Origin of the sequence: Hymenobacter sp. DG25B, assembly GCF_000801315.1 — a bacterium.
GTDB lineage: Bacteria > Bacteroidota > Bacteroidia > Cytophagales > Hymenobacteraceae > Hymenobacter.
The window spans coordinates 865,803-892,731 of the sequence record NZ_CP010054.1 but is presented as its reverse complement, the minus strand read 5'-3'; the positions used below and the strand labels follow the sequence as shown (position 1 = coordinate 892,731).

Annotated in this window: 24 protein-coding genes; 11 read left to right on the top strand and 13 right to left on the bottom strand. The window is 56.1% G+C overall.

Going from position 1 to position 26,929, the window contains the following annotated elements:
* Positions 1 to 56: 56 nt before the first annotated feature.
* From PK28_RS03850 to PK28_RS03825, 6 genes are all read right to left on the bottom strand, one after another.
* Positions 57 to 1,481, bottom strand: a complete 1,425-nt coding sequence (locus tag PK28_RS03850; RefSeq protein ID WP_044511604.1) for a Glu/Leu/Phe/Val family dehydrogenase — start codon at positions 1,479 to 1,481, stop codon at positions 57 to 59.
* A 133-nt stretch (positions 1,482 to 1,614) separates the two neighbouring features.
* A complete protein-coding gene (locus PK28_RS03845) occupies positions 1,615 to 3,402 on the bottom strand; it encodes an acyl-CoA dehydrogenase FadE (RefSeq protein WP_044511602.1) in 1,788 nt (595 codons plus the stop codon).
* A 301-nt stretch (positions 3,403 to 3,703) separates the two neighbouring features.
* Complete coding sequence (locus PK28_RS03840) at positions 3,704 to 4,882, bottom strand: acetyl-CoA C-acyltransferase (protein WP_044511600.1); 1,179 nt, start codon at positions 4,880 to 4,882, stop codon at positions 3,704 to 3,706.
* Positions 4,883 to 5,004: 122 nt separating this feature from the next.
* Positions 5,005 to 7,413, bottom strand: coding sequence for a 3-hydroxyacyl-CoA dehydrogenase/enoyl-CoA hydratase family protein (locus PK28_RS03835; RefSeq protein WP_044511598.1), 2,409 nt, complete (start codon positions 7,411 to 7,413; stop codon positions 5,005 to 5,007).
* A 62-nt stretch (positions 7,414 to 7,475) separates the two neighbouring features.
* Complete coding sequence (locus tag PK28_RS03830) at positions 7,476 to 7,955, bottom strand: MarR family winged helix-turn-helix transcriptional regulator (protein WP_044511596.1); 480 nt, start codon at positions 7,953 to 7,955, stop codon at positions 7,476 to 7,478.
* Between the two features lie 153 nt (positions 7,956 to 8,108).
* Positions 8,109 to 9,890 carry an AMP-dependent synthetase/ligase gene (locus PK28_RS03825; RefSeq protein WP_044511593.1) on the bottom strand — a complete coding sequence of 594 codons (1,782 nt, stop codon included), beginning with the start codon at positions 9,888 to 9,890 and terminating at the stop codon, positions 8,109 to 8,111.
* A 132-nt stretch (positions 9,891 to 10,022) separates the two neighbouring features.
* Between PK28_RS03825 and PK28_RS03820 the strand changes: the two genes are divergently transcribed.
* From PK28_RS03820 to PK28_RS03805, 4 genes are all read left to right on the top strand, one after another.
* On the top strand, positions 10,023 to 11,171 hold the full coding sequence (locus PK28_RS03820; RefSeq protein WP_044511592.1) for a formimidoylglutamase: 1,149 nt from the start codon (positions 10,023 to 10,025) through the stop codon (positions 11,169 to 11,171).
* 102 nt (positions 11,172 to 11,273) lie between these two features.
* The gene (locus PK28_RS03815; protein ID WP_044511589.1) at positions 11,274 to 11,570 is read left to right on the top strand and encodes a cytochrome b5 domain-containing protein; all 297 of its coding nucleotides are present in this window, start codon (positions 11,274 to 11,276) and stop codon (positions 11,568 to 11,570) included.
* Between the two features lie 24 nt (positions 11,571 to 11,594).
* Entirely contained in the window at positions 11,595 to 12,401 is an 807-nt protein-coding gene (gene murQ / locus PK28_RS03810; RefSeq protein ID WP_044511587.1) for an N-acetylmuramic acid 6-phosphate etherase, read from the top strand.
* A gap of 382 nt (positions 12,402 to 12,783) precedes the next feature.
* Complete coding sequence (locus PK28_RS03805; RefSeq protein ID WP_044511586.1) at positions 12,784 to 13,350, top strand: hypothetical protein; 567 nt, start codon at positions 12,784 to 12,786, stop codon at positions 13,348 to 13,350.
* A 90-nt stretch (positions 13,351 to 13,440) separates the two neighbouring features.
* On the opposite strand, the gene PK28_RS03800 is transcribed toward PK28_RS03805, so the two are convergent.
* From PK28_RS03800 to era, 3 genes are all read right to left on the bottom strand, one after another.
* The gene (locus PK28_RS03800; protein ID WP_044511584.1) at positions 13,441 to 13,680 is read right to left on the bottom strand and encodes a hypothetical protein; all 240 of its coding nucleotides are present in this window, start codon (positions 13,678 to 13,680) and stop codon (positions 13,441 to 13,443) included.
* Between the two features lie 150 nt (positions 13,681 to 13,830).
* The gene (gene der, locus PK28_RS03795) at positions 13,831 to 15,153 is read right to left on the bottom strand and encodes a ribosome biogenesis GTPase Der (RefSeq protein ID WP_044511582.1); all 1,323 of its coding nucleotides are present in this window, start codon (positions 15,151 to 15,153) and stop codon (positions 13,831 to 13,833) included.
* Positions 15,154 to 15,350: 197 nt separating this feature from the next.
* Positions 15,351 to 16,250 (bottom strand): GTPase Era, encoded by a 900-nt coding sequence (era, locus tag PK28_RS03790; protein WP_044511580.1) that lies wholly within the window; start codon positions 16,248 to 16,250, stop codon positions 15,351 to 15,353.
* Positions 16,251 to 16,478: 228 nt separating this feature from the next.
* On the opposite strand from era, the gene hemH reads away from it, so the two are divergent.
* Positions 16,479 to 17,525 carry a ferrochelatase gene (hemH, locus tag PK28_RS03785; protein WP_044511578.1) on the top strand — a complete coding sequence of 349 codons (1,047 nt, stop codon included), beginning with the start codon at positions 16,479 to 16,481 and terminating at the stop codon, positions 17,523 to 17,525.
* Between the two features lie 80 nt (positions 17,526 to 17,605).
* On the opposite strand, the gene PK28_RS03780 is transcribed toward hemH, so the two are convergent.
* The 4 genes from PK28_RS03780 to glmM form a co-directional block, all read right to left on the bottom strand.
* Positions 17,606 to 18,115: a PRC-barrel domain-containing protein gene (locus PK28_RS03780; RefSeq protein ID WP_048825543.1), complete on the bottom strand. Its 510-nt coding sequence runs from the start codon at positions 18,113 to 18,115 to the stop codon at positions 17,606 to 17,608.
* Between the two features lie 56 nt (positions 18,116 to 18,171).
* Positions 18,172 to 18,795 carry a hypothetical protein gene (locus PK28_RS03775; RefSeq protein ID WP_044511576.1) on the bottom strand — a complete coding sequence of 208 codons (624 nt, stop codon included), beginning with the start codon at positions 18,793 to 18,795 and terminating at the stop codon, positions 18,172 to 18,174.
* A 139-nt stretch (positions 18,796 to 18,934) separates the two neighbouring features.
* Entirely contained in the window at positions 18,935 to 20,116 is a 1,182-nt protein-coding gene (locus tag PK28_RS03770; protein ID WP_044511574.1) for a cysteine desulfurase family protein, read from the bottom strand.
* 224 nt (positions 20,117 to 20,340) lie between these two features.
* Positions 20,341 to 21,729 carry a phosphoglucosamine mutase gene (gene glmM / locus PK28_RS03765; RefSeq protein ID WP_044511572.1) on the bottom strand — a complete coding sequence of 463 codons (1,389 nt, stop codon included), beginning with the start codon at positions 21,727 to 21,729 and terminating at the stop codon, positions 20,341 to 20,343.
* Between the two features lie 166 nt (positions 21,730 to 21,895).
* Here glmM and mazG point away from each other — a divergent pair, with 166 nt between their 5' ends.
* The 6 genes from mazG (at position 21,896) to PK28_RS03730 (ending at position 26,921) form a co-directional block, all read left to right on the top strand.
* Entirely contained in the window at positions 21,896 to 22,738 is an 843-nt protein-coding gene (mazG, locus tag PK28_RS03760) for a nucleoside triphosphate pyrophosphohydrolase (protein WP_044511570.1), read from the top strand.
* 253 nt (positions 22,739 to 22,991) lie between these two features.
* The gene (locus PK28_RS03755; protein WP_197070465.1) at positions 22,992 to 23,864 is read left to right on the top strand and encodes a MotA/TolQ/ExbB proton channel family protein; all 873 of its coding nucleotides are present in this window, start codon (positions 22,992 to 22,994) and stop codon (positions 23,862 to 23,864) included.
* 65 nt (positions 23,865 to 23,929) lie between these two features.
* Positions 23,930 to 24,553 carry an ExbD/TolR family protein gene (locus PK28_RS03750; protein WP_044511568.1) on the top strand — a complete coding sequence of 208 codons (624 nt, stop codon included), beginning with the start codon at positions 23,930 to 23,932 and terminating at the stop codon, positions 24,551 to 24,553.
* 10 nt (positions 24,554 to 24,563) lie between these two features.
* Complete coding sequence (locus PK28_RS03745) at positions 24,564 to 25,085, top strand: ExbD/TolR family protein (RefSeq protein WP_044511566.1); 522 nt, start codon at positions 24,564 to 24,566, stop codon at positions 25,083 to 25,085.
* Positions 25,082 to 25,906 (top strand): energy transducer TonB, encoded by an 825-nt coding sequence (locus PK28_RS03740; protein WP_231576211.1) that lies wholly within the window; start codon positions 25,082 to 25,084, stop codon positions 25,904 to 25,906. Before PK28_RS03745 ends, PK28_RS03740 begins: the two co-directional genes overlap by 4 nt.
* 205 nt (positions 25,907 to 26,111) lie before the next feature.
* The gene (locus PK28_RS03730) at positions 26,112 to 26,921 is read left to right on the top strand and encodes an energy transducer TonB (protein ID WP_197070464.1); all 810 of its coding nucleotides are present in this window, start codon (positions 26,112 to 26,114) and stop codon (positions 26,919 to 26,921) included.
* Positions 26,922 to 26,929 lie beyond the last annotated feature (8 nt).

Below are 26,929 nucleotides of genomic sequence, written 5' to 3'. Positions count from 1 at the left end.
GCCCGATGACTTACGGTCGTCGGGCCACGCCTTTTTTGCGGGGTTTCTGCCGGGGTTTACGGGAAGATTCCCAGCGCCTGGTAGCTCACGCCAATTTTCTCAATGGCGTTGTAGAAGGCCGCCGTGCGCAGGTCCGTGATGCCGGGCACGTCCTTCATTACCTGCCGGATGGCGTGGTAGGCCGTAATCATGGTGTCTTCGAGGCCGGAGCGCACCAGGTCAATTTCGTCGGCGCCGTGCACGATGAGCTGCCGCTCCTGCTCCGAAACTTTCTTGCCCGTGTTGCGCTCAATGGTTTCTACCAGGCGCTTCATGGCCGCTTCCTCCGCCCGCTTGCCCATGCGGCCAAAGCGCACGTTGGAAAGATTTTTCAGCCACTCGAAGTATGAAACGGTTACGCCGCCGGCGTTTAGGTAGAGGTCGGGCAGAATTACGATGCCGCGCTCCAGCAGAATTTTCTCCGCGTCTTTGGTGGTGGGGCCGTTGGCGCCTTCGGCAATGATTTTGGCTTTGATACGCGGCGCATTTCCCTCGTGAATCTGGTTTTCCAGCGCGGCCGGTAGTAGCACATCACACTCGTATTCCAGCAGCTCCAGGGACTGGGGCACATCCTTAGCGCCGGCAAAACCCAGAATGGAGCCCGTATCCTGGCGGTGCTTGAACACGGCCGCTACGTCCAGCCCACGCTCACTATAAATTCCGCCTTCGCGCTCGGCAATGCCCGTAATAAGCGCGCCGGCTTCCTGGCAGAAGTGGGCGGCATAGTACCCTACATTTCCCAGGCCCTGCACAACGATGCGCTTGCCGGCAATGCCGCTACTCAGCCCTATTTTCTGAAGCATGGGCTCATCTTCCAGCAGCTCGCGCAGCCCGTAGAACACGCCCAGGCCGGTAGCCTCCGTGCGTCCCCGAATACCGCCCTGCCCCACGGGCTTGCCCGTAACGCAGCCCAGGGCGCTGGTGTCGCCGTATTTAAAAGTCATGTAGGTATCGGCAATCCAGGCCATTTCCCGGCTACCGGTGCCGTAGTCCGGGGCGGGCACGTCCATGCCGGGGCCAATCAGGTTTTTCTTGATCAGCTCGCTGGCGTAGCGGCGCGTAACCCGTTCCAGCGTTTGCAGGGAGCTGGTGCGCGGGTTGATTTTTACCCCGCCCTTGGCTCCGCCAAACGGTACATCTACCAGGGCACACTTAAAGGTCATGAGGGTGGCCAGAGCCATTACTTCTTCCTCATCTACGTACACGCTGTAGCGAATACCGCCCTTGCTGGGCAGCTTGTGATGGCTGTGCTGCACCCGAATCCCTTCAAACACCTGCACGTGCCCGTCTACCTCTACCGGGAAATTTACCTTGTAGATGCTGTTGCAGGCCCTGATCTGTGCAATAATGCCGGGGTCCAGCTTAGAGAAGCTCGCCGCATGGTCATAAAACTGCAGTACGCTGTTGTAAAAGTCCTGGCCCTTTACTTGTTCGTTCGTCATGGTTTCGCGGATGGGTTGAAGGTGGGATGTCTGCTGCAAACGGCATCTGCTTATCCGGCGTTGTACCAAACAAAAAAAGCCGCCCCCAGCGGGAGCGGCTTTTGGTAGTGAGTTTTCCTTACGTGAATTACCCCTAATACACGTAATCGTTGGCCTGAATCATGGCATCCGCAATGCGACGACGGGCCTCTTTGGCGTTGAACAGCTCAGCTTTGGTGAAGCGCTTGAGGCCCATGGCCAGCAGGCGCTGCTCGTCGCCTTCCGTCATGGAGGCAATGGCGTCTTTGCCGGCCTTGTTCACCAGGTCCACGGTATCGTAGAGGTACACGCGGGCAATGTCTACCTGATTGGCAACGGCTTCTTCGCCTTTGGTGCCAGCCTCTTTCTCCACGCGCAGCAAAGTGCTTTCGGCGGTGTAGACCTTGATGGCCATGTCGGCAATGTTCATGAGCACTTCCTGCTCTTTGGCCAGGGAGTTCATGTACTTCTGCACCGCCGTGCCGGCCACCATCAGAATTGCCTTCTTCAGCTTCTGAAGGGTCTTTTTCTCGGCAGCAAACAGGCCGGTTTCTTCTTCGGTATTGAAGTCCGGAATAGCCATCAGCTCCTGCTGCACGGCCTGGGCGGGGCCCATCAGATCCAGCTCGCCCTTCATGGCCTTTTTCAGGATCATGTCTACGGCCAGCATCCGGTTGATTTCGTTGGTGCCTTCGAAGATGCGGTTAATGCGGGAGTCACGGTAAGCGCGGTCCATGGGGTAGTCGGCTGAGAAGCCGTAGCCGCCATAAATCTGCACGCCTTCATCCACCACGTAATCCAGCACTTCCGAGCCTTCTACTTTCAGGATAGCACACTCCACAGCAAACTCGCGGGCAGCGCCCAGCAAAGCTTCGTTGTGGCTCTGGCCCTGGCTCAGCAGCTCCTGCTCCATGCGGTGGATATCCATACCCGCCCGGTAAATAGCCGATTCTACGGCGTAGGTGCGGATGGCCTGCTGGGCCAGCTTGTACTTGATGGCGCCGAACTTGGAGATAGGCAGCTTAAACTGAATCCGCTCGTTGGCATACTTCACGCTGGTAGCCACCACTCGCTTGGTAGCGCCCAGGCAGGCCGCGGCCAGCTTAATGCGGCCAATGTTCAGGATGTTGAAGGCAATGAGGTGGCCTTTGCCAATCTCGCCCAGCACGTTTTCCTTCGGGATTTTCACATCCGAGAGGAATACCTGGCGGGTGGATGAGCCTTTGATGCCCATCTTGTGCTCTTCGTTGCCGAAGCTGAGGCCGGGGGTGCCGCGCTCCACAATGAAGCCCGTGAACTTATCCCCATCTACCTGCGCAAACACGATGAACACGTGCGCGAAACCGGCGTTGGTAATCCACATTTTCTGGCCGTTGAGCACGTAGCTCTCGCCATCTTCCGTCAGCACAGCTTTGCTGCGTGCGCCCAGGGCGTCGGAGCCCGAGCCGGGCTCGGTGAGGCAATAAGCCCCCAGCCACTCGCCGCTGGTCAGCTTGGGAATGTATTTGTCTTTCTGCTCCTGGGTACCAAAGTACAGGATGGGCAGCATGCCGATACCCGTGTGAGCCGCGAAGGCTACCGGGAAGGAGTGGCCGCCACCTACGCCTTCTGTCACCAGCAGGGCAGTGTTGAAGTCCATATCGTAGCCGCCGTACTGCTCGGGAATGCTCACGCCGAACAGGCCCAGTTCGCCGGCCTTTTTCATCAGGCCTTCCAGCAGGCCTTCCTCGTGGTTATCGAGGCGCTCCAGCAAAGGGTCTACTTCGGTCTGCACAAAGTCCAGACAGGTCTGGTACATCATGCGCTGCTCCTCCGAGAATTCGGCGGGGGTAAATACTTCCTGAGCGTCGGTCTCTTTGATGATGAACTCGCCGCCCTTGGTCAGTTTGTTGGTTACTTCCATGACTGGGTGAGGTATTGAGGGGGTTGGGGATTATCGAGGGGAAAGCAAATTATTCCGATGGCTGTCAACTACTTATTAACACAGTAGCTCAACAAATTGTCGTACCGAAATATACAAAAAAATAGTAGGCTTGCCGAGTATATTCCGGAAAGAAAACCCCGAACTGCCGGGGTTGTTCTTGCAAACCAGTTGTCATGTCGAGCGAAGTCGAGACATCTCGCTAGTGTGGTAAATAGTTGAATTACTACTCCAACATCAGCACGCGAGATGCTTCGACTTCGCTCAGCATGACAACCGTCTTTTATTTCAGCAGTTCATAAATGCCGGCTACGCCCTGGCCGCCGCCCACGCAGGCGGTTACCATGCCGTATTTCTTGTTTTGCGCCCGCAGCTCGTGGAACAGTTGAATGCTGAGCTTGGCTCCCGAGCAGCCCAGTGGGTGCCCCAGCGCAATGGCGCCGCCATTCACGTTCACTTTGCTCTGGTCCATGCCCAGCTCGCGCATAACGGCCAGACTCTGAGAAGCAAAAGCCTCGTTCAGCTCGAACAAGTCAATGTCTTCCAGCTTCATGCCGGCCTGCTTCAGTGCCTTCGGAATGGCTTTAATCGGGCCCATGCCCATGATGCGCGGGTCAATGCCTTCGGTGGCGTAGGTTACCATGCGGGCAATGGGCTCCAGGTTCAGCTCCTTCACCATGCGCTCCGACATCACAATGACGAAGGCAGCGCCATCGGAAGTCTGGGAGGAGTTGCCGGCCGTTACGGTACCGTTGGCTGCAAACACGGGGCGCAGCTTGCCCAGGGCTTCTACCGAGGTATCAGCACGGGGGCCTTCATCGGTATCTACCACGTAAGAGCGGGTTTTCTTTTTGCCGCTGGCGGGGTCCAGGTAAGTTTCTTCTACCGTGATGGGCACAATCTGTTCCTTGAACTTGCCGGCCTGAATGGCTTTAATGGCCTTCTGGTGGGAGTTGTAGGAGAACTGGTCCTGGTCTTCGCGGGAAATCTTGTAGTCCTGGGCTACGGCTTCGGCGGTGAGGCCCATGCCGAGGTAGTAGTCCGGGTGCTCTTTGGCCAGCTTGTAGTTGGGCACCGTTTTCCAGCCTACGGTGGGCACCAGGCTCATGCTTTCCGTACCACCGGCCACGATGCAGTCGGCCATGCCGGCGGCAATTTTACCGGCGGCCATGGCAATGGTTTCTACCCCGGAGCCGCAGTAGCGGTTCACAATAAGGCCTGATACGTTCATGGGCAAAGCCAGCAGCGAAATCAGACGGCCCATTTGCAGGCCCTGCTCGGCTTCCGGCACGGCATTGCCCACTATCACATCGTCGATGCGCGTGGGGTCGAGGGCGGGCACGGAGGCCACCAGGTGCTTGATGACGTCGGCGGCCAGGTCATCGGGGCGGGTGAAGCGGAAACCGCCACGGTTGGCTTTGCCTACGGCCGTACGGTAACCAGCTACGATATATGCATTCATGAGAAGTTTCTTCTTAGAGAGTTGAATCGAATGTCCTTCCGAGCGAAGGCGAGGAATCTGAAGTTAGCAAGTCAACAACTTTTTCAGGCCAGATGTCTCGCTCTGCTCGACATGACAAGTAGTTAGTTGCGCAGCGGCTTGCCAGTGGTCAGAATAGACTGAATCCGCTCCAGCGTTTTCCGCTCGCCGGTCAGCGAGAGGAAAGCTTCGCGCTCCAGATCCAGCAGGTACTGCTCCGATACTTCCGTAGGGGCGCTCAGGTCGCCGCCGCACATCACGTAGGCCAGCTTGTTGGCAATCTTCACGTCATGGTCGGAGATGTAGCGGCCTTCCTTCATGGCCGAAACGCCCGTCAGGAACATGCCCAGCGCGCCTTTGCCGTGCACCTTGATGTTGGTTTTCTGCGTGGGCTGGGTGTAGCCATCATCGGCCAGCTCAATGGCCGCGGCCTTGGCCTGGGCAATGACGCGGTTGGAGTTCACCACCACTTCATCGCCGCGGCGCATAAAGCCCAGATCGAAGGCTTCAGCAGCGGAGGTCGACACCTTGGCCGTGCTGATGGTCATGAAGGTGTTGCGGAGCATGTTGTACTCCGGCTCTCCTTCCTCGTACTTGGCGGCGGTGCGCAGGGTCATTTCCTTGGTGCCGCCACCGGCCGGAATCAGGCCTACGCCAAATTCTACCAGGCCCATGTAGGTTTCCGCCGAAGCTACTACCCGGTCGCAGTGCAGGTTCAGCTCGCAGCCGCCACCCAGCGTGAGGCCATGGGGTGTACCCACCACCGGAATGCTACTGTAGCGCATGCGCATCATGGCCTGCTGAAACTGAGCAATCATCATGTTTATCTCATCGTACTCCTGCTCCAAGGCAAACATGTACACGAGGCCCAAATTGGCGCCCGCCGAGAAGTTGGGGGCGTCGTTCCCCACCACCAGACCGCGGAAATCTTTCTCAGCCAGCTCCACGCCTTTCAGCAAGCCCTGAATAACATCAGAGCCCAGCGTGTTCATTTTGCTGTGGAATTCCACGTTCAGGATACCGTCGCCGAGGTCGATAACTGAAGCCCCGGCGTTTTTCCAGAGCACTTTGCCCGTGGCGCGCAGGTTATCCAGAATCACGAAGTTCTCGACGCCCGGAATGGCCTTGTAGCTCTTCGATTCGAGGTCGTAATACTGCTTTACGCCCTGCTTATTTACCTGGTAGAAGGAAGTATTGCCGGCGTCCAGCATCTCGCGCACCCAGTCGGCGGCCTCTTTGCCTTCGGCCTGCAGCAGCTCCAGGCCTCTCTCCACGCCCAGGGCATCCCAGGTTTCAAACGGACCCAACTCCCAGCCAAAGCCGGCACGCAGGGCATCGTCAATCTTGTAGAGCGAGTCGGTGATTTCCGGAATGCGGTTGGTCACGTAGGCAAACAGGCCCGCGAACATCTTGCGGTAGAACGCACCGGCTTTGTCTTTGCCCGCGGCCAGCACCTTGAAGCGGTCCGCCAGCTTTTCAATCGGCTTGGTGGCTTCTAAGGTGGCAAACTTCACCTTCTGGCTGGGCTTATACTCCAGCGTGTTCAGGTCCAGCGCCAGAATTTCTGACTTGCCATTAGCTCCAGTTACTTTCTTGTAGAAGCCCTGCTTGGTTTTATCGCCCAGCCACTTGTTTTCGCCCATCTTCTTGAGGAAGTCGGGCAGTTGGAATACAGCTTTGGCTTCGTCGTTGGGCAGGCCCTGGGCCAGCCCATTGGCTACGTTCATCAGCGTATCCAGACCCACTACATCGGAGGTGCGGAACGTGGCTGATTTGGCGTGGCCGATAACCGGACCGGTGAGCTTGTCTACTTCTTCTACCGTGAGGCCCAGCTCCTGCATCACCTGCAGCACGTCCATAATGGCGAAAACGCCCACGCGGTTGGCAATGAAGGCAGGCGTGTCTTTGGCCAGCACGGTGGTTTTACCCAGGTACAGGTCGCCGTAGTGCAGCAGGAAGTCCACAATGGCCGGATCGGTGTCCGGCGTGGGGATAATTTCCAGCAGCTTCAGGTAGCGCGGCGGGTTAAAGAAGTGCGTGCCGCAGAAGTGCTTTTTAAAGTCCTCGGAGCGGCCTTCCGTCATCAGATGAATCGGGATGCCGCTGGTGTTGGAGGTAATGAGCGTACCGGGCTTGCGGAACTGCTCCACGCGCTCAAACAGGCTCTTTTTGATGTCGAGACGCTCTACTACCACCTCAATTGTCCAGTCATACTGAGCAATATTCTTGAGGTTGTCGTCGAAGTTGCCGGTTTTGATGCGCGAAGCATCGGCCTTGCGGTACAGCGGCGAAGGGTTGCTGGCAATGGCCGCCTGCAGGGAGCTGTTGACGATGCGGTTCTTGACGGCCGGCGCGTCCAGCTTCAAGCCTTTTTTCTCTTCGTCGGGCGTCAGCTCTTTGGGAGCAATGTCGAGCAGCAACACCTGCACGCCAATGTTGGCGAAGTGGCAGGCAATGCGGGAGCCCATGACGCCCGAGCCTAAAACAGCTACTTTTTTAATGGTTCGATTCATGAGGAGATGAAGCGGGTGGCAGGAATGCGTTATAAACAGGATACGCTCCGGGTCCGGACCGGCTAAGCCGACTTAGACTCCGAGCGCAGGGGTTTCAGGGTGAAGTCCTCGAATAGGGTTTTGCCCTCAATCATGGCCGTAATCTGAGAAATGACCGTGAAGAAGGTATCCAGCTGGTTTTGCGGGATTTTCTCGCGCACCTTCAGGTTGAAGTGGCGCACCGTCTGGCGGGAAATTTCCTTTTTCTGCAGGCCTTCTTCGGTCAGGAAAATGCGCACGGAGCGCTTGTCCAGCTGGTCGGCCTGTTTGTAGATCAGGCCCTTCTCTTCCATGCTGCGCAGAATGCGCGTGAGGCTGCGCGTTTCCAGGCCCAGCAGGGGCGCAATTTTGGTAGCCGGCGTGCCGTTTTCCTGATCAATGTTCAGGAGCACGAAGCCAATACTGGTGGTGATGTCGTGCTTGGCAGCCTGCGTGTTGTACATGCGCGAAATGGCGTGCCAGGCTACTTTGATGTTATAATCGACGGTTTCTTCCGGTGTCATGAGCGGGGTGAAGTCCGGTAAACATACATAAATATGTTATGCTTGCATACTAGTTCAGGCAAAAAAAGTTTAGCCTAACTGCTGCCAGGTTTTCCGACTTCCCACCTATTATAAATAAAAAGACCCCGCTACTCCAATAGCGGGGCCTTGGGGTTAGCGGCGGCTGTCGGTATGATATAAGCTGTCGATCAGGTCGGTGTTGTTCTGGAAGATGACTTTGCGCTTCACCTTCATGGTGGGCGTCATCTCACCGGTTTCCACCGTCCATTGCTGGGGTAGCAGCGCCACTTTCTTTACCTGCTCCCACTGCGCAAAGCCTTGGTTGTATTTCTTCACCAGGTCTTCGTACATCGATATAATCTTCTCGTTTTTGATCAGCTCGTCGTTGGGCCCGGTGCAGTCTAAACCGTTGCGCTTGCACCAGCCGCGCAGGTCGTCGAAGGCGGGAATAATCAGTACGGAGGGGAATTTCTGCCCGTCGCCCACCACCATGCACTGCTCTACCAGCGGCGACTCCTTCAGCTTGCCTTCAATTACCTGCGGGGCAATGTACTTGCCGCCCGAGGTCTTGAACATCTCCTTTTTGCGGTCCGTGATTTTGAGGAAGCGGCCGTTCACCAGCTCGCCAATGTCGCCGGTGTGGAACCAGCCTTCCTCATCAAACTCCTTGGCCGTCAGCTCAGGCTTGTTGTAGTAGCCCTTCATCACGGAGGCCGATTTGGTCAGGATTTCGCCATCGGGCGCAATCTTTACTTCCGTGTTGTCGATGATGGGTCCCACGGTGCCAATCAGGTTGTTTTCGGGCTCGAAGCCGCCCACAGCAATAACCGGCGAGGTTTCGGTGAGGCCGTAGCCTTCCATTACCCGGATGCCAGCGGCCCAGAACACGCGCGCCAAACGCGGCTGCAACGCACCACCGCCGGAAACGATGCACTTGAGGTTACCGCCCAGCGCTTCGCGCCATTTATTGAAAATGAGCTTGTTGGCCAAGGCCAGCTGGGCATTGTAGAAGGCGCCCTGGTCTTTCTGCGTGTCGTACTTCAGACCCAGATTCAGCGCCCAGAAAAACAGGCTTTTTTTGATGCCGGTCAGCTCGTGGCCTTTGGCTACAATCTTATCGAACACCTTTTCCAGCAGACGCGGCACAGTGGTGAAGATGCTGGGCTTTACTTCGCGCAGGTTATCCGCAATGACTTCCATGCTCTCGGCGTAGTAAATGCTCACGCCGTTAATCATATAGAGGTAGGTGACCATGCGCTCAAAGATGTGGCAGAGCGGCAGGAAGCTCAGGGCCATATCATTCTTATTCACCGGCACAAAGCGCTGCGAATTGCGGCAGTTACTCAGAATGTTGTCGTGGGACAGCATCACGCCTTTAGGCTGGCCGGTGGTGCCGCTGGTGTAAATCAGCGTGAGCAGGTCGTCGGGCTGCACAGCATCCTTCAGGGGCTGCAGTGAGGCTACGTCGCCCGTCTTGCCCATTTCCACCAGCTCGGAGAAATGGCGGGCGCCGGGAATGGTATCGAATGTAAAAATATTGGTGGCGGGGATACTCAGACCCTCAATAGCGGCTGTTACATTGGCATACAGCTTCTTATCGGCCACGAAAACGGCTTTTACCCCGGCATCGGCAAAGATGTACTTATAGTCCTCCACCGTAATGCTGGGGTACATAGGCACGCTCACGGCACCAATTTGCGAGATGCCGTAGTCGGCCAGCATCCACTCCGGGCGGTTCATGGAGATGATGGCCACTTTATCGTCCTTCTTCAGCCCCAACTTTACCAGACCCAAGCTCACCAGTTGCGCGGCATCGTACACCTGCTGGGTACTCATTTTTTCCCACGTTCCGTTTACTTTGGCAGCCAGGCAATCAGATTTAGGGGTGTTCTCCAGTTGATAAGGAAGAATATCAAAAGCGCGACGAACTTGCATGAACAAAGGTGGTGAGGTGGAAATAGTGGTTAAATAAATTGATTTTTTAGCGGAAAGCCTATTTACGGCCGGTTGGAATACCGTAGCAGCGGCCTTTTTAACTAGTTTTGTCAGCAGCACTGCCCGAGCCTGATGAACCTTGCGATATTCTTTGATCCGCTTCTCGAAGATCCGCTGGCCGCGGCGCCTGCGCCTACTACGCTGGGCGCCTATGCCACGCGCTTTGTGGATACGTTTCCCGACTGGCGCGCGGCTGATCTGGCCCTGATTGGGCTGGACGAGTGGCGCGGCAGCGCCGCCGGCGCGCCGGCCAGCCATGCTGCCAACGCCGTGCGGGAACGGTTTTACCAGCTTCAGAAAGGCACCGGACCTATCCGGCTGGTTGATTTAGGTAACCTGCGCCCCGGCCTCACCCTGGAAGATACCTACCTGCGCCTACGGGAAATTGTGGCTGCTCTGCTGGAGCAAAAGACCATTCCGCTGTTGCTGGGTGGCAGCCACGACCTGGACTACGGGCAATTTCTGGCTTACGAAACCCTGGAGCGCCCCGTCAGCCACGTGACCATTGACTCCCGCGTGGACATGGCCGAGCAGGATACGGCCCCGGCCGAAGAATCGCACCTGCAGCGGATTCTGATGCACGAGCCGAATTTCCTGTTCGCCTTCAGCCAGATTGGCCACCAGCAGTACCTGGTGCAGCCCGGCGTGCTGGCTACGCTGGAGAAACTGCACTTTGAAACCCTGCGTCTGGGTGAAGTGCATACCGATGTGCGGCAGGCGGAGCCGCTGATCCGGCAGGCCGATATGATGAGCTTTGACCTCTCGGCACTGCGCTGGCCCGACTTTCCGGGCTACTACCCGGCCAGCCCGTATGGGCTTACCGGCGAGGAAGCCTCCCAGCTGTGCTGGTATGCCGGCCACAACGACCAACTCAGCTCCTTTGGACTGTACGGCTACCGCCCCGACCACGACCCACACGGCCTGGCGGCATTTGCAACGGCCACCATGCTGTGGTATTTCATTGAGGGCTTTTACCACCGCCACGGCGAAACTGATTTTCAGAGCCGGCGCTTTATGCGCTACGCGGTGGGCCTGCCGGGCACACCGGCCAAGCTGGTGTTCTACAAAGCGCGTCGTACGGAAAAATGGTGGCTGGAAGTGGAAAGCCTCGCCGATAGCAACCTCAAGCGCATTGTGCCCTGCAGCTACCAGGACTACCTGCACGCCGCCCAGGGCGACCTGCCTAACCGCTGGATTCTGACGCAGGCTTTGTTAGGATGAGTTGCCAGTTGCCAGTTTTTAGTTGCCAGCAAAAACCGGCAACTGACGATTATTAACCAACATCCGGCAACTGACCATCATCACCTGACCACTAACAAACGAATGACTCTGGCAACTGGCAACCCGCAACCGGCAACTGATAGCCTGCCCGAATACTCCCGCGCTCAGCTGGCCCTGCGCAACGGGCAGGACCGGGACGAAGTCTGGGTAAGCTACCAGGGGCTGATTTATGACGTAACCCGCTCCCGCCTGTGGCGGCGCGGTAACCACTACGAGCACTGGGCCGGCCAGGACCTCACCCGCGAGCTGGAGGTAGATGCCCCGCACACACCCAACGTTTTCGACCGGTTTCCGGTTATAGGGCGGCTAAAAACCACGGCGGCTTCGGCCAAGTCTTAATCTTCTCCGCCCATACTATTCTCTGTGAACAACACCGAAAGTCCTTCCCACTTCCATAACCTCGAAACGCTGAGTACCCACGAACTGCTGGCCGGGATTAACAGCGTAGATCAGACGGTGCCGCTGGCAGTTGCCAAGGCACTGCCGCAGATTGAGGCACTGGTACAAGCTACCGTAGCCCGGCTGCGGGAAGGCGGACGCCTTTTCTACATCGGTGCCGGCACCAGTGGCCGCCTGGGTATTCTGGATGCCTCTGAGTGCCCGCCCACGTTTGGCGTGCCTCAGGGGCTGGTTATCGGGCTGATTGCGGGTGGTGATAAGGCCATTCGGCAGGCGGTAGAAAACGCGGAGGACGATGCGGAACAGGCCTGGAAGGATTTGCGGGCCTTCGACATCAGTGAAAAAGATATAGTGGTAGGCATTGCAGCCTCGGGCCGCACACCCTACGTAATTGGCGGGCTCAACCAGGCCCGGCAGCACGGCATAGCCACGGGCTGTATTGTGTGCAATGCCGGCTCGGCAGTGGCCACGGCCGCTGAGTTTCCGGTGGAAGTGGTAACCGGGCCGGAGTTTGTAACAGGCAGCACGCGCATGAAAGCCGGCACCGCGCAAAAGCTGGTGCTCAACATGCTCACTACGGCCACCATGATTCAACTGGGCCGCGTGAAGGGCAATAAAATGGTGGATATGCAGCTCAGCAACGCCAAGCTGGTAGACCGCGGCGAGCGGATGCTGATGGATGAGCTAGGTATTGCGCAGGCAGAAGCAGCGGAGCTGCTGCGCCAGCATGGTTCAGTGCGGGCTGCGCTGGATGCCCGGCTAAACCCCTAAAATAAATACTATATGTTGCCCCGCTTTCGTAGCCAGACAATTTTCGGGTCACTTGGGTCCTAGTCTTGCTACAATTGGGAAGTTTCCTGTTAGCCTCATGGCTAGGCGATGGACTCTTTTCAGTGGCATCTTACTTTATTGGCCCGTTAGGCATCATGCTGCTTGCTGTTGCATTCATTGCAGGTAGACAACGGCGCTGGCTAACCTGCTGTATAGCTTTGTTAGCTGCCTTTCCGGGCTTGTTAGTATGTATAATGCTATTGCACTTAACCTTATAATTCATCCTGCAAGTAAAAGGGGAAAGGTATCGGCGATAACTGAACAAATGCCTTGGATACCGCTGTTAAACTAGCTGCGTAAGCTATACCTGACGCTGTATCCCATGCATACCATTGAGCCGCATTATAACTGGATAGAGCAGTACTCGGCTGCCGAGGACCCCCGCTCGCCGCTGTTTGAAACCGAAAACAGCCTGGACCATTACGTCAATACCATCTACGGCTACTACATCCACCCCCAGTGGGACAGCCTGGAATCAGATACCTTATTCCTGAAAATCCTGTTTGTGGATTACGAGCAGGGCATCGGCATTATTGAGTTTATTGGCGAGTGGAATGATGCCATTGAGAATGACGTGATGCAGCTCAAGCGCAACATCGTGGATTCCATGGTGCACGAAGGCATCCGCAAATTCGTGCTCATCGGGGAAAACGTGTTCAACTTTCACGGCTCCGACGACTGCTATTACGAGGAGTGGTTTGAGGACGTGGAGGATGGCTGGATTGCCGCCGTTAACTTTCAGGAGCACGTTATCCGGGAAATGCGCCAGTATAATATCGACAGCTACGTGAACTTTGGCGGGCAGCTGGATGAGCTGCCCTGGCGCACGTACGGGCCCCGTAAGCTTTTTAAGGTGATTGACGGGCTGCTGGAGCGTCGTCTGGGCTAAACCTTATCCGGCCGCAAACTTCCTGAACGAAAAAGAGGGCTTCTCCCGTGGGAGAAGCCCTCTTTTTACATGCGCTGGGCGCAGACGAAATTACTTAGCGTCCGTGGCGTCAGCTGCGTTTTCCATAGCGTCAGCCTTGGCATCAGCCGAGTCACGTACTGCATCAGCAGCAGCCTCGTTAGCACCAGCATCTTCCATAGCGTCAGCTTTGGCTTCGCCAGCTTCTTCTACGTTGTCAGCAGCTTGCTCCTGAGCGTTTTCAGTTTTGCTGTCGCAAGAAGCGAACGAGAAAGAAACAGCGGCCAGGGCGAGGAACAATACCTTTTTCATGGTGGGGGTTGATTTGGAAATGAAAAGTCTTTTTTAGGTCGACTCCGCAGAGAAACTCCGTAGAATCTGGGGTTTATCCCGATTACTGAAAAAGGTAACCCGGCCGGCAGAAAAAATTTCCTGAATCTGCCTTAAACCACTGTCCAAGGCTTATTTCTTCCGGAAAATAATACCTACTGGTACTCCCGTAAAGTCGAAATGCTCGCGGAGGCGGTTTTCCAGGTAGCGCGTGTAGCTTTCCAGCACGTACTGCGGCAGGTTGCAGAAGAAGGCAAACACCGGGTTGTGCGTGGGCAGCTGCGTTACGTATTTGATGCGCACCATTTTGCCTTTCTGGATGGGCGGCGGATACCGCTCAATCTCCTTCAGCATTACCTCGTTCAGCTCCGAGGTGGGAATTTTGCGGCGCTTGTTCTCGTACACGTCAATGGCGGTTTCAATGGCCTTGTGCACGCGCTGCTTGTTCAGCACCGAAATGAAGATGATGGGCGGATAGCTGATAGGCGCAATTTTCTCGCGGATTTTCTCCTCAAAGTCCTTGGCCGTGTTGGTTTCCTTGTTCTCGATGAGGTCCCATTTGTTCACCAGAATTACAATGCCCTTGCGGTTTTTATCGGCCAGGCCAATGATGTTCAGGTCCTGGGCCTCAATGCCGCGGGTGGCATCCAGCATCACAATGCAGATATCAGACTCTTCCAGCGCCCGGATGGAGCGCAGCACCGAGTAGAACTCTACATCTTCATGCACCTTGGTTTTGCGGCGCAAACCAGCCGTATCCACCAGAATAAACTCCTTACCAAAGGCATTGTAGCGCGCCTGAATAGAGTCGCGGGTGGTGCCGGCAATGTCCGTTACAATACTGCGTTCGGTGCCCAGCAGCAGGTTCACGAAGGAGGACTTACCCACGTTGGGGCGGCCTACCACGGCAATTTTAGGAATCCCGGCATCGGGCTCCTCTATACCTTCTTCCTCAAAGTGGCTGACCACGGCGTCCAGCAGGTCGCCGGTACCGGAGCCGCTCTGCGAGCTGATGGGGAAGATTTCGCCGTCGCCCACGCCCAGGGAGTAAAACTCGCCGGCGGCGTGAATGCGGGCGTTGGTATCAGCCTTGTTCGCTACAATGTAAATCGGCTTTTTGCCTTGGTAGCGGCGCAGTACGCTGGCAAACTCCTCGTCGAGGTGGTGCACGCCGGCATCCACATCTACCATAAACAACACCACGTCGGCCTCATCAATAGCCAGCTTTACCTGCTTGTTGATTTCGCCTTCGAAGATGTCATCGGAGTTGTGCACGTAGCCACCAGTGTCAATCACGGTGTAGTACTTCCCGATCCAGTCGCCGTAGCCGTAGTGCCGGTCGCGCGTTACGCCGGACTCGTTGTCCATAATGGCTTTGCGCTGGCCTACCAGGCGGTTGAATAGCGTGGACTTGCCCACGTTGGGGCGGCCCACAATAGCAATGGTATTTTTCATGTGTCTGACTCCAGCCGCCGGCCCGACCATTTTCGGCAGTGCCCGGAGTAGTTAAGTGAATGTGAGGTCGGTAGTTGTGTTCTTTAGAACGTCATTCCGAGCGAAGTCGAGGAATCTCGCGTGCTGATGTTGCAGTGGTATACCACACTAGCGAGATGCTTCGGCTGCGCTCAGCATGACGTTCTTTTATGTGTTGTCTACTGATTATACCCGAACCGGCTCAGGGCTTTGGGGTCGGCGCGCCAGTTTTCGTTGACTTTCACGTGGATTTCGAGGAACACTTTCTTCAGAAAGAATTTCTCCATTTCCTCGCGGGCCCAGGTGCCTACTTTCTTTAGCGCCTCGCCTTTCTGGCCAATGACAATGCCTTTCTGGCTGGCCCGCTCCACATAAATAGTGGAGCGCATCCGGATGATGTCTTCTTCTTCTTTAAACTCATCAATAGTGACCTCACAGCTGTAAGGCACCTCTTTTTTGTAGAGCTTAAAGATTTTCTCCCGAATCATCTCGGCGGCAAAAAACCGCTCGGGCTTGTCGGTTAGTTCATCTTTGGGATAATACGGCGGGTGCACCGGCAGCTTTTCCAGCACAAGCTCCAGCACCCGTTCGGTCCCGAAGGCATTCAGGGCGGAGATGGGCAGCACCTCGGCGGCGTTGGGTAGCTGCTCGTGCCAGTAGGCCAGCTTGGCTTCCACATCGGCCTGGTCGGCCTGGTCTATTTTATTGACGAGCACCATAATGGTAACGTCCTGCATCTTGCGCAGGCGCTCCACAATGGGTTCTTCGTCGTGCTTTTCGTAGATATCCGTTACAAACAGCACCACGTCAGCATCTTCCAGAGAAGAGTACACAAACGACATCATGGCGTTGTGCAGCTCATATTTGGGCTGAATGATGCCGGGCGTATCGGAGTAGATCAGCTGGAAATCGTCGCCGTTGAGGATGCCGAGGATACGGTGGCGGGTGGTTTGGGCTTTGCTCGTGACGATGCTCAGCCGCTCACCTACCAGCGCGTTCATCAGCGTCGACTTGCCCACGTTGGGTTTGCCGATAATGCTCACGAAGCCAGCGCGGTGTGGAGTAGGGGTGGTATTCATTTCAGACTCTGAAATTTGGCCCGCAAAGGTACGACTTTTACCCCGCCCGGCCGCCGGTTATTAAAACATCGGGGGTGGCCAGATTGTCTGTACCCCAAATTGAAAGATGACGGAAGTCAGTTTTAGTTCGGCAACGGTTATACGACCTTTGCAGTTCTTCCCCCTGGCTGGCTCCTCTGACACGCTCTGACGACTTGCCTGCTTACTTCTTTCGGCATTACGGTTTCTATGTCCTCTACCCCTGCTTCTTCCAAAGGCCGCATCGGCGTCCTGCTCGTGAACCTTGGCACGCCCGACTCGCCCCAGACCAGCGACGTGCGCCGCTACCTCAACGAATTTCTGACGGATGCCCGCGTCATTGATATGCCGGCCGCCGTGCGTTACCCGCTGTTTCAGGGCCTGGTGGTACCCTTGCGGGCCCCCAAATCAGCCAAAATATACCAGCAGCTCTGGACGGACCGGGGCTCGCCCCTGCTCTATCACGGCCTCGATCTGAAAAAGCTGGTGCAGGAGAAGCTGGGCCCCGATTACCTGGTGGCGTTTGGCATGCGCTACCAAAAGCCCAGCATTGAGCTGGCCCTGCAGGAGCTACGCGACGCGGCCGTGGAGCGCATTATTGTGCTGCCCCTGTTTCCGCAATACGCCGCGGCCAGCACGGGCTCGGTGCAGCAGAAGGTGATGGAGATTGTAAGCAAGTGGTGGGTGGTGCCCAATATCAGCTTCATCAGCACGTTTACGGATGACCCCGGCTTTATTGCCTGCTTTGCGGCCCTGGGCCTGCATGAAATGCAGAAGCATAATTACGACCATGTGGTGTTCAGCTACCACGGCATTCCGGAGCGCCACGTGCTAAAAGGCAGCCAGAACGGCTTTTGCAAGCTGAGCAGCTGCTGCAATACCTATAACAAAAACAACCGCTACTGCTACCGGGCGCAGTGCTACGAAACCTCCCGCCTGCTGGCCAAGGCCATGAATTTGCAGCCGGAGCAATACACCACCACCTTCCAGAGCCGCCTGCAGAGCCGCCTCCGCGACCCATGGCTGCAGCCCTACACCGATGAGGTATTGAAGGAATTTCCGGCCAAAGGCATTCACAACGTGCTGGCCTTCAGCCCCGCTTTCGTGGCCGACTGCCTAGAAACTACCATTGAGGTAGGCGAAGAATTCAAGGAAATGTTCGAGGAAGCCGGCGGTAAGCACTGGCAGCTGGTGCCCAGCCTGAACGCCAACCCCATGTGGGTAGATGCCGTGGCCAGTATGATTCGGCGGAATTAACCGGCAACGCTTAAAACAGCAAGGCCTGGCCTCTGCTTACGAGCGGAGGCCAGGCCTTGCTGTTTTGATTGAAGATTAAGTTACCCTATGCGGCGGCGCAGGTTGCTGGCCGGCTCGGAGGGGCGGCGGTTCTGGTAGAAGTGCTGCTCGCTGTAAGGCGCCTGATCATAAAAAGGCGTGGTGTGCTCCGGCAAAGGCAGTTTTAAGGAGCGCAACATGGCTTCTTCATACTCCCGGGTTATTTGAATTTCCGTGTAAGGCGGGTATTCCAGCACCGACTGCAGGTTAAGAGAGGGCACGAAGATATTGTCGCCATCCTCATCAATGGTAGCTACGCCAATGGGCAGCAGAATATGCCGCTCCCATTTGTTGATTTGCAGGGAAGGATCCAGCTCAATATCGAGGTAGCGCACTTTCATGGCTTCTTCCTCCACAATTAGCTCAAATACGTCCCCAAACTTCTTACCATCACTGCCGCGCACGGCCCAGCCGCGCACGTCTGCGCTATCGTCGGCCACTTCAAAGTTTTCCAGGTCGCGCAGGCGGCGCAGGTGCATGCCCTGGGCGGAGGGTACGGGAGTAGGTTCCATGGGTGTAGCGTTTTGGCAAAGCCAGACAGTGCTGACTGCTGAGTTGGCTCTAAGGTTTAGCTGAAGCTTTTCAGGATTTGGGCAGCCTGCCGGAAAAAGGCGCGCTGCAGCTCCTGCTGCGCGGGTTCGTCGCGGCCGCTGAGGGTGGCGGCTTGCTCGGTGAGGCGGTTTACCGGGCCGGCCTGCTCGGGGTAGGCTTTCTGCTGAATGGCCTGCAGCACTGCGGCGGTGGCCGTAAAGCCGGGCCGCAGGCTGGTGCCGGGCTCCTCCAGGCGGCTGGTGGCGCTGGTAAGGTCGTTGCGCCGCTCCTGCACGGTGGCATCCTGGCGCAGGTCGTCACGGTCGGCCAGGCTCACCAGCACGCCGGTGAGCAGGCGCAGGCCGTGGCGGCCGTAGTTGGCTACGGAGCCGGCAGAGTCGGCGGCAAACTGATAGAAAGCCTCCGGGGTGGCGGCTTCCTCGTTGGCCATAGCGGCCATTGCCTGGTTGGAGCTGCCGGCAGTATCCCGGGTGGCTCCCAACGGCTGGGCGGTGTTAGTGGGTGGAATGGCGTCAATGGGTTGCTCCGGATCGGCGCGGAAAAAGAAAAACCAGACCAGGCCCAGTACTAGCAAAGCCAGCAATACAGCCAGCCAGGGGCTCAGGGACTTTTTCTTGCGTTGAATATTGATGTCAGCCATATCGGTATATAGGGTTGCTGAAACAGTACGGCACAATTCGGAATTAGGTGCTGTTGGCCGGCTAATTTCAATTAAAAACAAGGCCCTCCCTTAGCAAGCTAAAGGAGGGCGCAGGTTTCATTCAAAAGACCCGACAAAACTAAGCCGGCACCTTGCGGTACATTTTGGCCAACTGCTCTACGGCGTAATCTACTTCCTGCTCCGTGTTGAACTTGCTCATGGAGAAGCGGATGGTGCCCCGGTCAGGGTCGCAGCCCAGGGCCTGCAGCACGTGCGAGCCGGCCTGCGCCCCACTGGTGCACGCCGAGCCGCCCGACACCGATACCTTATTGATATCGAGGTTGAACAGCAGCATTTCGTTCATTTCCGACGGCGGCAGGCTCACGCTCAGCACCGTGTACAGGCTCTGCTCCGCCTCAGCGGAGGTGCCGTTGAACTCCACGCCGTCAATTTCCGCGCGCAGCTTTTCAATAAACCGGTCTTTCAGGGCCTGAATAGTGCGCTGGTGCTCCGCCATGTCGCGGTAAGCAATTTCCAGCGCCTTGGCCAGCCCGATAATGCCGTACACATTCTCGGTGCCGGCCCGCTGGTTACGCTCCTGCGAGCCGCCATGAATCAGCGCATCAACCATCAAACCGGAGCGGCGGTACAGGAAGCCCACGCCTTTCGGCCCGTGAAATTTATGGCCGGAACCTACCAGAAAGTGTGCTTGCAGCTGTTGCACATCGTGGCGGTAGTGGCCCATAGTCTGCACCGTATCGGTGTGGAAAATGGCATCGTGGCGGGCACATATTTCGCCGATGGCCGCAATATCATTGAGGTTGCCAATTTCATTGTTGGCGTGCATCAGGCTCACAAAAGTGCGCGGATGCGTGGCCAACAGCTCCTCTAAATGCTCCAGATCCAAACGCCCTTTGGCATCATGGCGCAGGTAGCTCAGGGTTAAGTCGCCGGCTTTTTCCAGGGCCTGCATGGTGTGCAGCACGGCGTGGTGCTCCAATTTGGAGGTGATGCCGTGCTTCAGGCCCAGGGTGCGCACACTGCCAAAGGCCGCGTAATTATCCGCCTCCGTTCCGCAGGAAGTGAATACAATTTCCGCCGGGGCGGCATTAATCAGGTGGGCAATGGTTTTGCGGGCGTTTTCGATGGCGGCCCGCACCTGCCGGCCGTGGCTATGTATGCTGCTGGGGTTGCCAAAATGCTCACGGAGGAACGGCAGCATAGCATCCAGCACCTCGGGGTCCAGCGGCGTGGTGGCCGCGTTATCAAAATATACGGCCCGTGGCGCTGAGGAGGGAGTACAATCGGAGGGAGTTGACATAGCCCGGCAACAAAGAATAAGTGAGTGGCGCCCTTGCCCCTACCGGCCGGGCGCTCCTGCAAAAGTAAGATTTTCTGTGGCTCGCCGGACGAAGCGCTACTTACAGAATGTGACAAGCCTAACGCTACCAGCGGCTGCCCCGGACAGAAAAAGGTCCGGACTACACAGCCCGGACCTTTCTGTTCTCCTGCCAGGCCGCACTTGGTCAGCCTGCCTGCATTGCGCTATACGGTGATAATCTCCTTGATATCGGCAATGATCTTATTGGCCAGATAGTCGGCCGTGGCGTTGGATTCCGACTCCGCGTAGATGCGGATAATGGGCTCAGTATTCGACTTGCGCAGGTGCACCCACTCTTTATCGAACTCAATCTTCACCCCATCAATGGTGTTTACGGGTTGCTTGGCGTAGCGCTGCTGCATCTTCTCCAGCACCTCGTCGGTATTGATTTCCGGCGTCAGCTCAATTTTATTCTTGGAGATGAAGTAGTTGGGGTATGAAGCCCGCAGGCGCGTCATGGTGAGGCCGGTTTTCGCCAGATGGCTCAGGAAAAGCGCAATGCCCACCAATGAGTCGCGGCCGTAGTGCAGCTCGGGGTAGATAATGCCGCCGTTGCCTTCACCACCAATAATGGCGTTGGTTTCCTTCATTTTAGTTACCACGTTCACCTCGCCAACGGCCGCGGCGGCGTACTGGCCGCCGTGTTTTTCCGTCACGTCGCGCAGGGCGCGGGTGCTGCTTAGGTTGCTCACCGTGTTACCGCCCCCGCTTTGCTGCAGCACGTAATCGGCTACTGCTACCAGGGTATATTCTTCCCCGAACATGGTGCCATCTTCGTTTACCAGCGCCAGGCGGTCTACATCGGGGTCTACCACAATACCCACATCAAAGGAGCCTTTTTCCAGCACCCGGGCAATTTCGCGCAGGTTCTCGGGCAGCGGCTCGGGATTGTGCGCAAAGTCGCCGGTGGGCTCGCAGAACAGCTTTTCAATGGTAGTAACACCCAGTGCCTCCAGCAGCATGGGCACCGCAAAACCGCCTGTGGAGTTCACCGCATCTACCACTACCCGGAAGTTTTTAGCCTTAATAGCGGCCACGTCCACCAGCGGCAGGGCCAGAATAGCCTCGATATGGGTTTTTAAGAACGTATCGTCGATGCTGTACTGGCCGAGCTTAGTGACGGGGGCAAACTCGAAGGCTTCTGAGTCGCCCAGCGCCAGCACTTTCTGGCCATCGGCATCCGAAATGAATTCGCCTTTGTCGTTCAGAAGCTTCAGCGCATTCCACTGCTTCGGGTTGTGCGAGGCGGTGAGAATGATGCCGCCGCCGGCTTTTTTGGCGGGCACGGCCATTTCCACGGTGGGCGTGGTGCTCAGGCCCAGGTCGATGACGTGGATGCCCAAACCCTGCAGCGTGGCCGCTACCAGCTTGCTTACCATTTCGCCCGATAAACGGGCGTCGCGGCCAATGACAATCGTATTATTTTGGGTTTTGTCCAGAACCCAGCTGCCGAAAGCGGCAGCATATTTCACCACGTCCAACGGCGTCAGGCCTTCACCTGCCGCGCCCCCGATAGTGCCTCGTATGCCCGAAATGGATTTGATGAGTGCCACTAGAAATGTTGTTTTTTTGAATGGGCAAAAGTATGGAAAAGCCCGTTGTTTTTTATGAACCTCGGGCGGCCCGCTATTCTGCGGCGGTGCCGCCAAGCTGTTACGCAGCCGGCTGCGGAAGGGCTATATTTTTCCGCACCAGCTTCCGGGTTGTATATTTGACTTAATGAACAATACTTCATCTGCTGACCGCCGGCCCGAGCAGCTGGCCGCTTTTGGGCGCTTGCTGGACGTGCTCGACCGGCTCCGGGCCGAGTGCCCCTGGGACCGAAAACAAACGATGCAGAGCCTGCGGCATCTGACTATCGAAGAAACCTACGAACTCTCCGATGCTATCCTGCGGGATGATCTTTCCGATGTGCGCAAGGAGCTGGGCGACGTGATGCTGCACTTGGTTTTCTACGCCAAAATAGCGGCGGAGAAAGGCGCTTTTGATATTGCGGATGTGCTGAACGCCCAGTGCGAGAAACTTATTTTCCGGCACCCCCACATTTACGGCGACGTGACCGTGAGCAGCGAGGAAGATGTAAAGCGCAACTGGGAGCAGCTGAAACTCAAGGAGAAAGGAAACTCTTCCGTACTAGGCGGTGTACCGGTATCGTTGCCGGCGCTGGTGAAGGCCATGCGCATTCAGGAAAAAGCCCGGGGCGCCGGGTTCGACTGGGAGCGAAAGGAGCAGGTGTGGGAGAAAGTACAGGAAGAGCTACAGGAATTTCGCGAGGAGTTTGCCGAGGCCGAGCACAGCCCCGAGCATCAGCAGCGCGCCCAGGCCGAGTTCGGCGACCTGCTCTTTTCCTTAATCAACTTCGCCCGTTTTGCCGGCATTAACCCGGAAGAGGCCCTGGAACACACCAACCGCAAGTTTATCCGGCGGTTTCAATATCTGGAAACCGAGGCCGCCCGCGACGGCCACCAACTGGCCGACCTGACGCTGGCGCAGATGGATGTGTATTGGAACCAAGCCAAGGTCCTGCCCGTAGACGACCCAAACCCAAAATCCGGGAAATAGCCTTTTTTCCAGATGAAGGCTACAAGGAAGCGTTTAAACGCAAGTTGGATTTGGCAGGGACAAGGCTTTTGCTTAGGTTTGCCAAGGAGAGTATAGGTTCCGAAGTAGTCCCCGTTCACAAGCAGACCCATTGTTTTGCCTCACACCGGCTTAGTAGTGCGGGTTAACGGGGCTTCGTCGTCTTTATACAAACCATTTCCGTTTTCACTTACAAAATTACCTTTCACCAACCATCCCCTAATTTTCCGGAACAATGGAACAAAAGAATGCCATGAACAAGAACGTGCGGCCTGCCGCTCCCGCTGCGCCTAAGAGCGAAGCCAAAGGCGGTTCCGCGTTTGCCGCCATCGTGATTCCACTGGCTTTTGTTGTGAGCATCGTTATCTTCATTTTTGTATTGGGTAACGGCTCTAACTTCCAAGGTGGCGATAACGCAAATGCTGCGCTGCCAGGTAACTACTTGGGTACTGTTTACAAAGGCGGTGTCATTGTACCGGTCCTGATGTCGCTTTTCCTGTTGGTAATCACCTTCTCGATTGAGCGCTTCCTCACCATCAGCAAAGCCAAAGGCACCAAGAGCATTGAGAGCTTTGTGCGCACTATCCGCCAGAAGCTGAACAGCAATGACATTTCGGGTGCTATTGCCGCCTGCGACCAGCAGAAAGGCTCCGTAGCCGCCGTAGTAAAGTCGGGTCTGCTGAAGTACCAGGAAATGGCCCGCGAGCGGGGCATGGACAAAGACCAGAAGATCCTGGCTATCCAGAAAGAAATCGAGGAATCGACTACGCTGGAGCTGCCTATGCTGGAAAAGAACCTCGTTATCCTGTCCACCATTGCTTCGGTGTCTACCCTGGTAGGTCTGCTGGGTACGGTATTCGGTATGATCAAGGCCTTCTCGGCTCTGGCCCAGGCTGGTAACCCAGACGCAGTAGCCCTGGCAGAAGGTATTTCGGAAGCACTGATCAACACGGCTATCGGTATTGCCGGTTCGGCCATTGCTATCATTGCCTACAACTTCTTCACCAGCAAAATTGACGAGCTGACCTACAGCATCGACGAGGCTGGGTTCAGCATCATTCAGACCTTCGCTGCTCAGCACGGCGAAAAGGAAACTTACACGGCTTAGTTTGCGGTTAACGCACTAAAGCCTTCGTAAGTCTCGTTTTCTGAATATTCTCAACCACGCTCGAAATGCCTAAAGTAAAGCCCCATAGAACGTCCCCTTCGCTGGATATGACCCCGATGGTGGACCTGGCATTCCTGCTGGTGACGTTCTTCATGCTCACGACTAAGTTTTCGCCCGAGGAAGTGGTAGTAGTGGATACGCCCTCTTCTACCTCGGAACTGAAACTGCCCGAGAGCAACGTAATTCGCATCCTGATTGACAAGGATAAGCGCGTGTTTTTTGGCTTGGAAAGCGACAAGGCCAAGCCTTTGCTGCTTGACCGGATGGGCGCCAAGTATGGCGTAACCTTCTCCGAAAAGCAGAAGCGCGCTTTTGGCGGCCTCAACAGCTTTGGGGTGCCCGTTCAGCAGCTGGGCTCTTTGCTCAGCATGAGCTCGGAGCAGCGCAAAGAAGTTAAGCAGCCCGGTGTTCCGGCCGACTCACTGAATAATCAGCTGATCGACTGGGTAATGGAAGCGCGTAAAGCCAACCAGGAAGCCATTGGTAAGCCCACCTTCATTGCCATTAAAGGCGACGGCAATGCCGATGTACCAACCGTGAAGAAGGTCATCAAGTTTCTGCAGGAGAAGAACATCAACCGTTTCAACCTCATCACGGACTTGGAAAACAAGCCCACAGTGAGCAAATAAGCGCAGCGCCATGGCAGAAATACAACAACAAGCCGACTCCGGCAAAGGCGGGAAGAAGCGGGCCAAGAAAATGTCGACCAAAATCGACATGACCCCGATGGTGGACCTAGCCTTCCTGCTCCTGACGTTCTTCATGCTGACCACCACGTTCAACAAGCCGAACGTGATGCAGATTACCATGCCGGTGAAACCGAAGCCTGGTGATCCACCAGTGGAATTGAAGGCGTCGGACGCTCTTACCGTTCTTCTAGGAGAAAACAATAAGATCTACTACTACGACGGCTTGCTCTCTGATAAGGACAAGCCGGAGTTGAAACTTTCCAGCTACGATGCCAACGGCATCCGGAAAGTTCTGCTGGACCATCAGCGCCAGAACCCGAAAACGGTGGTGCTGATTAAGCCAGACGACAAGTCCAACTACAAAAACATGGTGGACATCCTGGATGAGATGAACATCACCGACCAGAAAAAATATGCGTTGGTGGACATCTCGAAGGCCGATACCGAACTCATTAAATCTTCCGGGCTATGATGGATAACTCTCAAATAGCGCGTGCGAGTCTTAATGATCTTGTATTTGAAGGCCGCAATAAAGCCTACGGGGCTTATGTGCTGCGCCGTCTGTACAACCGTCACGTCACGCGCGCCCTTCTCATCGCCGTTGCGCTGTTTGCCCTGTTGGTATTTATACCAACCATTGCCCGCATGTTTAGCAGCAATGAGGTAGTAGATGACGAGAAGATGCTGAAGGAAAACGTCCTGATGGAGGCACCTCCACTGGACCAGACCAAACCACCACCACCACCACCGCCACCAGACGCGCCACCACCACCACCACCCAAGCTTTCCACCATCAAATTCACGCCTCCGGTAGTGAAGAAAGATGAGGAAGTACGGAAGGTGGAGGAAATTCCAGATCAGAAGGAACTGGAAGATAAGGTAGTGTCTACGGTTACCGTGAAAGGCAACACCGACAACCCCAACTTAGAGGGCTTAGAAGGTGAAGGCAACGCGGTAGTAGCTGACGTGGTAGATACGAAAGTGTATACCTATGTAGAACAGATGCCGGTATTCCCCGGCGGTCAGGAAGCCCTGCTGCAATACATTGGTAAAAACATCAAGTATCCGGCCATGGCACTGCGTAACCAGATTGAAGGCAAGGTATTCGTTCAGTTCACTGTAAACCCCGAGGGGCAGGTGCAGGATGTGAAAGTAACCAAGCCGCTGGGTGGCGGTACCGATGAAGAAGCCGTACGCGTTATTAAAACGCTGCCGCGCTTCTCGCCTGGTAAGCAGAACGGCCGCGCAGTAAGCGTGTCCTACACCGTACCGGTAACCTTCGCTATTCGCTAGCAAAAGGCTTTTATAGCCACTTGAAAACCGCCCCGGGCTTGCTGCCCGGGGCGGTTTTTTATTTTAACAATATAGCGCGGCATGCATACTATACTGAGAATAGCCGCCGTTTTGTAGATGAAAGCCGGGCAGTAGGTACTGTGCAGAATGGATGGCTTGGGTAATACGCGTCGAGGACCTTTGCTCACCTTTAACCCATACCGCCATGAACACCGCACAATTGCAGACTGCGTCTCTGGACGACATGATCTTTGAGGGCCGTAACAAAGCCTACGGCGCTTACCTGCTCCGGCGCCTGTACCACCGCCACCTGGCCACGGCCATTACCATTGCCACTACCCTATTTGCGCTGCTGATAGCTACGCCTCTGGTAGTTCAGTATCTGTTTCCTCCGGTGGTTATTGTGCCCGAGCTGCCTATTCCGGATGAAGGCACGGTAATCAGCAGATTCGACTTTCCCAAAAGCCCACCGGCAGCCAGTGTACAGCCGGTGGTGCGCCCACAGCAGGACATCCCCACCAAAGTGGTAAAAACACTAACTAAAGTGGTGCCCCCAGTGGAAGACCAGCGAGTAATTCCGGCACAGGATGGCCCGGTGGGTAATGTATCGGGCACGGCCGCTACGGATTCCGGCGCGGGCACTGGCAGCCCCGGCGGCATAGATTCTGGTATGGTTACGGCCCCTGTTACGGCCCCGGCCAAGCCATTCACCTACGCGGAAGTAATGCCGGAATTTGCCGGCGGCTCTAAAGCCTTACAAGCCTATTTGCAGCGCCATCTGCGTTTCCCTGGCCAGGCCATCCGGAATCAGGTGTCCGGCCGCGTGTACGTGGCTTTTACAGTAGGCATTGATGGGGCTATTTCCGATGTAGAAATAGTAAAGGCCCTGGGCTATGGCACCGGCGAAGAAGCGGAGCGAGTGGTTCGCGCCATGCCAGACTGGACGCCGGGCCGGCAGAACGGGCAGAATGTGCCCGTGCGCTACACTCTTCCCATTACCTTTCAATTTGAATAAACCTTATT